At 53.6% G+C, this 6,374-nt stretch carries 4 protein-coding genes and 1 tRNA gene; 2 read left to right on the forward strand and 3 right to left on the reverse strand.

Translation table 11 applies throughout. The features are described from left to right. Positions 1 to 46 precede the first annotated feature (46 nt). From mscM to rsgA, 3 genes are all read right to left on the reverse strand, one after another. A complete protein-coding gene (gene mscM, locus BS639_RS19750; protein WP_084984098.1) occupies positions 47 to 3,382 on the reverse strand; it encodes a miniconductance mechanosensitive channel MscM in 3,336 nt (1,111 codons plus the stop codon). Positions 3,383 to 3,404: 22 nt separating this feature from the next. Then, a complete protein-coding gene (gene asd / locus BS639_RS19755; RefSeq protein ID WP_055782294.1) occupies positions 3,405 to 4,310 on the reverse strand; it encodes an archaetidylserine decarboxylase in 906 nt (301 codons plus the stop codon). Positions 4,311 to 4,383: 73 nt separating this feature from the next. Next, a complete protein-coding gene (rsgA, locus tag BS639_RS19760; RefSeq protein ID WP_055782299.1) occupies positions 4,384 to 5,421 on the reverse strand; it encodes a small ribosomal subunit biogenesis GTPase RsgA in 1,038 nt (345 codons plus the stop codon). A 108-nt stretch (positions 5,422 to 5,529) separates the two neighbouring features. Here rsgA and orn point away from each other — a divergent pair, with 108 nt between their 5' ends. After that, positions 5,530 to 6,096 carry an oligoribonuclease gene (orn, locus tag BS639_RS19765; RefSeq protein WP_084984099.1) on the forward strand — a complete coding sequence of 189 codons (567 nt, stop codon included), beginning with the start codon at positions 5,530 to 5,532 and terminating at the stop codon, positions 6,094 to 6,096. Between the two features lie 204 nt (positions 6,097 to 6,300). Next, positions 6,301 to 6,373 (forward strand) — tRNA-Gly (locus tag BS639_RS19770). Position 6,374: the final 1 nt, after the last annotated feature.

A 6,374-nucleotide genomic window follows, 5' to 3' on the forward strand; every position in this document is an offset into this window, starting at 1 on the left:
TTTCCCCCTGCGGGCAAAAACGCAGGGGGAAATCAGGGCATCAATACTACAAATCCCCCGGCGTGCGCGGACCTCCGCTGCTGAGCGTAGCATTGCCGCCGTTCTGCGCGCGATGCAGCGTTTCCATCCGTACCTGGAAAGGTGGGAAGGGCAGAATAATACCGTGTTCACGGAATCCTGCCAGAATCAGCTGATGAATTTCATGACGCAGCGGCATACGGTGTGCCATCTCGGCGGCATGCATACGCAATTCGAAAATTTGAATACCTTGCTGTAAATCAACCAAATAAGCTTCGGGTGCCGGCGTATCCAGCACCAGTGAGCACTTGCGAGCCGCCTGGGTCAAAATTGACGTTACCTCTTCACTGTTGGCCTCAACCGGTGCAGGCACGGTGAGCACCACGCGGGTGACAGAGTCTGACAGCGACCAGTTGATGAACTGTTCAGTGATAAAGGCTTTGTTCGGCACGATAATCTCTTTGCGGTCCCAGTCAACGATTGTGGTTGCTCGGGTATTTATCTTGGTCACGCTGCCGGTGAGGTTGCGGATTGTTACGGTATCGCCAATACGAATCGGTTTTTCGAACAGGATCATCAGGCCGGAGATAAAGTTGGCAAAGATTTCCTGCAGGCCAAAGCCCAATCCGACACCCATTGCGGCAACCAACCACTGTAGCTTGCCCCATTCGATGCCCAGCATGGAAAAGCCGGTCAGGCCGCCTATCAGCAGCACGGCGTATTTGGTGATGGTCAGCGCAGCGTAGCCAGTGCCTGGCGTGAGGTCCAGATGCTGCAAGAGCGCCAGCTCGAGCAGAGCCGGGAGGTTACGCACCAGTTGAGTGGTGATGATAAGCACCAGAATCGCAATCAGCACGTGGCCCAGCGTAATTGGCTGCATGCTCTCTACACCCTGCGCGGTTGAGGAAACGTCCCACAGTTTGATATTTTCGAGGAACGAAAACGCAGAGTGGATTTCTGACCACAGAAAAATCAGCGACACTAGCGCAATCATTGCCAGCAGAGAGCGAACCAGACGCAGCGACTGCGCGCTGATGGTATCGAGGTCAACCACCGGCTCTTCAACCTCAATCGCACCTTCACTGCTGTTGGCCAGCTGTGATTCCTCTTCACCTTTCGCGCGCTGAGACAGTATCTCGGCGCGGCGCTGTTTGGCACGCTCAAAGGCGATTTTGCGCCGCTGAATCAGCATCCAGCGGCGAATAATGTGATAAATCACCAGCAGCAGGAACCAGATTGCCAGCGAGGTTTCCAGCCGAGCCAGCAGCGCCTGTGAGGTAGCCAAATAACCCAGCATTGAGGCAAAGGCGGCAATCAGCGGCGCAGAAAGCATCATCCACCACAGCGTGCTGTTCAGCAGATTTTCACCGTCACCCTGTTTATCCAGATAGAGCGGTATGCCCGCACGTTTGAGGCTCTGGGTGACCAGACTCAGGAGCACGCAAAGTACGATGAAGCACAGGCGTCCGAGGGTGTTGGAAAACTCTCGGTCATTGAGATTATCAAAGGTGATCAGCGCCATAATCAGCGGCACAACCAGCCAAATTGAGAGCGAATAGTAGCGCAATGCGCGCGCGACGCGACGCTGTGGCCAGTTGAAATGGGTGATGAACAGACCTTTAGGGTGTGCCAGATAGTGACTTATCATAAACAGCCACAGCACCGGCAGCGTGGCGGTTACGCCGTCGCCTATTGCTACTGCAATCGGGAAAGGCCACGCGCTTTGCAGACCGTAGCCTAACGCCGCCCACAGTACCGGCAGGGGCAGTGCCACCAGAATTGACCAGAAAACCGTGCGCGCCGTTAGCGAGAACTGATCCTGCGTCACTTTACCCACGCGACTGCTGGCGCGGTCGAGGAAGTTATAGTAATGACGGCGTGAACTGACGCCGACAATCACCAAAATCAAGGCACCAAACAGCGGCAGAAGCGTTTCCTTGCTGGTCACCATCATCACTGAGGCTTTACCTAATTGGGAAAAGGTATCCAGCGACAGTAGGCGATTCAGGTCATGCATGATCTGTAACGGATAACTAAAGCCTACCGGGCTGACGTCGGCCACCCAGAACAGGTAGCGGTGCGCGGCATCGTTGATGTCTTTCAGTGCTTCAACCAGCTGGGTGTTGGCCACTTTCAGCTTGGTCAACTCAAGGATCTGCGTGTCGCAGCCTGAAAGCAGCGAGTTAAGCAAGTCGGTTTGCGTTTTCAACTGGGCCTGAAGGATCTTTTGCTGCGCAGGGCTGAGCGGCTGGCCGTCGTCCTGACGCCCCTGTCGATACTGCTGCTGTTTGCCGAGGAGATCTTCATAGTGCAGGCGCTGAACGCGCAGTTGGCCCATTTCGCCGTCCAACTGCTGCGGTTTGGGCATTTCAGGCAGTTTGGCAACCTGAGCGCGCAGGGTTTCGCCGAGCAGCGGTGAGGCGTCGAGCCACTGAGCCTGTTCGCGAATGGTAGTTAGTGCCTGACGAACTTGCAGGGTTTGCGCGGCGGCCATGCGCTGTTGCGATGAAATCAGATCCATGCGCTGCGCCTGCTGGTTCAACGCTAATGAAAGTTCGCGGTTGGCCTGCAACTGCTGTGTAATCGACTTTGGCAGTTCGCCGCTTTGCTCTGCCAACTGCTCGGTTTTTTCTAGCGCGGTTTCGGCCTCACGCTGACGCTGGGCATTAAGATTGTTGCGCAGAGTTTGCAGCTGTTCATCAAGACGATCGTGGCGCGTTTTGTACAGATCGGCACGGATCCGCGAGAGTTCTTGTCGATTATTGGCTGAAAGTTGGGCCAGCTCAAGCTCGTCAACCCGCGCTTTGCGGGCTGAAGATTCTGCCTGTAGGGCTTTAAGTTTGGCCTGCGCCAGAACGGTTTTATTATTGTTAAAGCTTTGCAGACGCTGATCGATATCGGCCAGCGCATTGCGGGCTTCGGACTGCTGCTGCGGCAGCTGACTCAGAGAGTCGCTTATTTCACGCGAGCGGTCCTGCTCCTGTCGAAGCTGGCGGGCTTCTTCAAGTAACTGGCTGCTGACCTGAAGGATCTGCTGGTCGAGTTCGGTGCTGGAAAGCGTGTCATCCACCGGCAGCGGTTTATCAGTTTGTACTTTGAGCTCCTGACGCAGGCTTTGCGTCAGGCGCGGAAAGTCATCGATAACCGTTTGATATTGTCCGGATCGTGCCTGTGAAGCGCGTGACTCACTGAGCCAGTTGAGGGCACTCTGCAGTGACTCAACCACCTGAGCCTGATTAGCCATTTCCTTATTGGATTGGGCTTGCTTCAGCTCCTGTTGGAGCTGGTCTTCTGAGAGCGCTGCGTTGGCGTACAGTGGCAGCGCCAACAGCAAACTCACCAATAGGCTGGGTATCAGGCGCACGGACAATTTCCTTTCAACAATCTTAAATAACGCTTTCGGCTGAGACCGGCTCGGCTGCGCGATGGCGTACAGCTTCGGCAAACGGCTCACCCATGCGAGTGACGGTGCCATTTTTCAGCTGTGGAACAAATTCGACCTGATTGGCGGCAAACAGATTAATAACCGTTGAACCGAGCTTGAAACGCCCCATCTCTTGGCCTTTTTCAAGCGAAATAGCGCCTTCAGCACCGGCGACCGGATAGGTCCAGCGCTTGATGATGCCTTCACGCGGTGGCGTAATTTGGCCAGCCCAGACGGTTTCAATGCTGCCTACGATAGTTGCACCGACGAGAATCTGCACCATCGGTCCAAACTCAGTATCAAACACGCAGATGACACGCTCATTGCGGGCAAAAAGATTCGGGACATTCGCCGCCGTCAATGGGTTGACGGAGAACAGATCACCCGGCACGTAGGTCATTTCACGCAGCACACCGTCGCAAGGCATGTGCACGCGGTGATAGTCGCGCGGTGCGAGATAGGTGGTGGCGAACATGCCCTCGTTAAACTGTTCAGCCAATTGATAATTACCGGCCAGCAAGGCTTCCAGCGTGTAAAAATGGCCTTTAGCCTGGAAAAGCTTACCGTCGCTAATTGGACCAAGCTGGCTGACTGCACCGTCGGCTGGCAGGCACAGCATATCAAGACCGCTGACCACCGGACGCGCACCGGCGCGCAGCGGGCGAACGAAGAATTCGTTGAAAGTCGGGTAGGCCGAGAAGCTCGGATCCTGTGCCTCTTTCATATCAACTTTGTAATAACCGGCAAATGCCTTGATAACCCACTGGGTCAGCATGGCACCACGGCGTTCCGCGCCCCAGCCTGCAAGTCTGGTAAGACCTTGTTTAGGAAGTAAATATTGAAGTTTTATTTTGATCCTGTCTAACACGGGTCATCCTCTAAAAAAATTGAAAATAAATAGCCAAAGCAGCCCAGTATGTTAATCAAACTGACGGCTGTTTTCAGAGGCTATCAAAGTTTTTACGCGTTTTTACATCGGCCATGCTCTCGAGGATACGGTGATAGTTATCAAAACGCTCCTCGGCAATCTCGCCTTTGTCGACGGCTTCACGAATTGCACAACCCGGGTCACTGCCATGCTTGCAGTCACGGAATTTGCAGTAGCCGAGATAGGGGCGGAATTCAACGAAGCCTTGAGTGATTTGCTCAGGTGCCAGGTGCCACAGGCCGAATTCACGAACACCCGGCGAGTCAATGACGTCGCCGCCGTGCTGGAAGTGATACAGGCGAGCCGCGGTGGTGGTGTGCTGGCCCAGGCCTGAGTTATCAGAGACATCGTTGACCAGAATTTGCTTCTCTTCCGGCGGCAGCAGTGAGTTAAGCAGGCTGGATTTACCCACCCCAGACTGGCCGGCAAATATGCTGATTCTGTCGGTCAATGCGGTAATAAACTCCGGCATGCCTTCTTCGGTATAGCTCGACACTTCTAACACGCGATAATTGATACGACGGTAGATATCCATCATTTGTGCCACAAACTTGCGGCTCTCATCGTCGAGCAGGTCGATTTTGTTCAATACGATTAGCGGCTCAACTTCAACCGTTTCACAGGCCACCAGATAGCGGTCGATAATGTTTAGCGACAGCTCTGGCAGAATGGCGGAAACAATGACAATTTGGTCGATGTTGGCGGCAATCGGTTTAACACCGTCGTAGAAATCTGGACGTGTTAATACCGACGTACGCTCGTGTACGGCTTCAACAATGCCTTTAACGCTGGCGTTTTCGCCTGAGCGCCAGACGACGCGGTCACCGGTGACCAGTGAACGGATGGTCCGACGGATGTTGCAGCGATGCTGGCTGCCGTCGGTAGCTTCAACGTCGGCATGCATCCCGAAACGGCTTATCACCACACCTTCTCGCGGTTCGCCGTGCAGGGAGTCGTCTAGCTCTTTACGTTTGTCGGTCTTGGTCAGACGACGCTCGTGGTTGGCGTTAACGCGACGTTGTTGCCCTTTTGACAGTTTTATCTTAGTCACTGCGCCTCACTTGACTGGCTTTAATCGCTCGTTGCGACCAAAACGTCTATGATACCAGCTATTTCGTATTAATTAACCGTTGTGGGACTTTTCATGACTGGAGTATCTATGTCTGCAAGCAATAACAGCCCGACCGCAAGTGATAACAATTTGATTTGGATCGATTTGGAAATGACCGGCCTCGACCCAAAGCGTGACCGAATCATTGAAATCGCCACGCTGGTGACGGATGCAAACCTTAACGTGCTGGCTGAAGGTCCGGTGATGGCGGTGCATCAGTCCGATGAACAGCTTGCACTGATGGATGAATGGAACGTGCGCACGCACACCGGTAGTGGCCTGGTTGAACGGGTTAAAGCCAGCACTTTCGATGAAAATACCGCCCAGCAAAAGACCATTGAATTTTTACAGCAGTGGGTCCCCGCAGGGAAATCGCCTATCTGTGGCAACAGCATCGGTCAGGACAGGCGCTTCTTGTTTAAGTACATGGCGGAGCTTGAAGCCTATTTTCACTACCGCTATCTTGATGTCAGCACCTTGAAAGAGCTGGCGCGTCGCTGGAAGCCCGAAATTCTTGACGGATTAACTAAGCAGGGCACCCATCAGGCGATGGACGATATTCGCGAGTCAGTGGCTGAGCTGGCCTACTATCGTGAACATTTTATCAAGCTGTGATCGGCTGCAAAAATTTTTTTATTCTGTTTTCGATAGGCTGAATGACCCCTTTCGCTGGTTAATTAAACGCTTTGTTCTTTTAATCAGCAGTTGAACGCTTTATTGAATAAAAACAGGTTTTTTTCTGGAATGGGGCTTGCGGCACGAAAGATTTCTCGTATAATGCGCACCCCGTACCGATGAAGAATTTCGTTAGTATGCAGAGCGGGAATAGCTCAGTTGGTAGAGCACGACCTTGCCAAGGTCGGGGTCGCGAGTTCGAGTCTCGTTTCCCGCTC

It is taken from the genome of Rouxiella silvae (assembly GCF_002093625.1).
GTDB classification, from domain to species: Bacteria; Pseudomonadota; Gammaproteobacteria; order Enterobacterales; family Enterobacteriaceae; genus Rouxiella; species Rouxiella silvae.